This window comes from Paracraurococcus ruber, from assembly GCF_004353985.1.
Lineage (GTDB): Bacteria > Pseudomonadota > Alphaproteobacteria > Acetobacterales > Acetobacteraceae > Paracraurococcus > Paracraurococcus ruber.
In genome coordinates, this window is the sequence record NZ_SMOA01000716.1 from 1 (window position 1) to 414 (window position 414).

The 414-nt window shown below is 81.2% G+C and carries 1 pseudogene; it reads right to left on the reverse strand.

The annotated features are described in order from the left end of the window. A pseudogene (locus tag E2C05_RS32545) lies at nt 1-414 on the reverse strand (hypothetical protein); the annotation flags it as partial.

Genomic DNA, 414 nt, shown 5'->3' on the forward strand with positions numbered 1-414 from the left:
GCTGCCGCCAGCGCCGCCAGCGCCGGCGCCAGCGGCCCGTGCAGGGCGACCGCCGGCGCGCGATAGGGCAGGGGGCGCGGCGCCGCGGCGACGTCCAGCACCGGCGCGGCAAAGCGCCAGGGCTGCGGGATGAACTCCACCGGGTCGGCGCCGGCCAGGAGGATCAGGTCGGCCGCGTGCAGGATCGGCGCCTCCGCCGCCCCGCCGGTGAAGACGCCGCCGAACAGCGGTTGCGCATCCGGCAGCACGCCCTTGGCCTTGTAGGTGACGAGGACGGGGGCGCCGAGCGCCTCGGCCAGCGCGCGCAGCGCGGCGCAGGCGGCGGGATCGGTGGCTTCCAGCCCGGCGACCAGCGCCGGGCGGCGGGCCCCGGCGAGGAGGCGCCGGGCGGCCTCCAGCGCCGGGCCGCCGGGC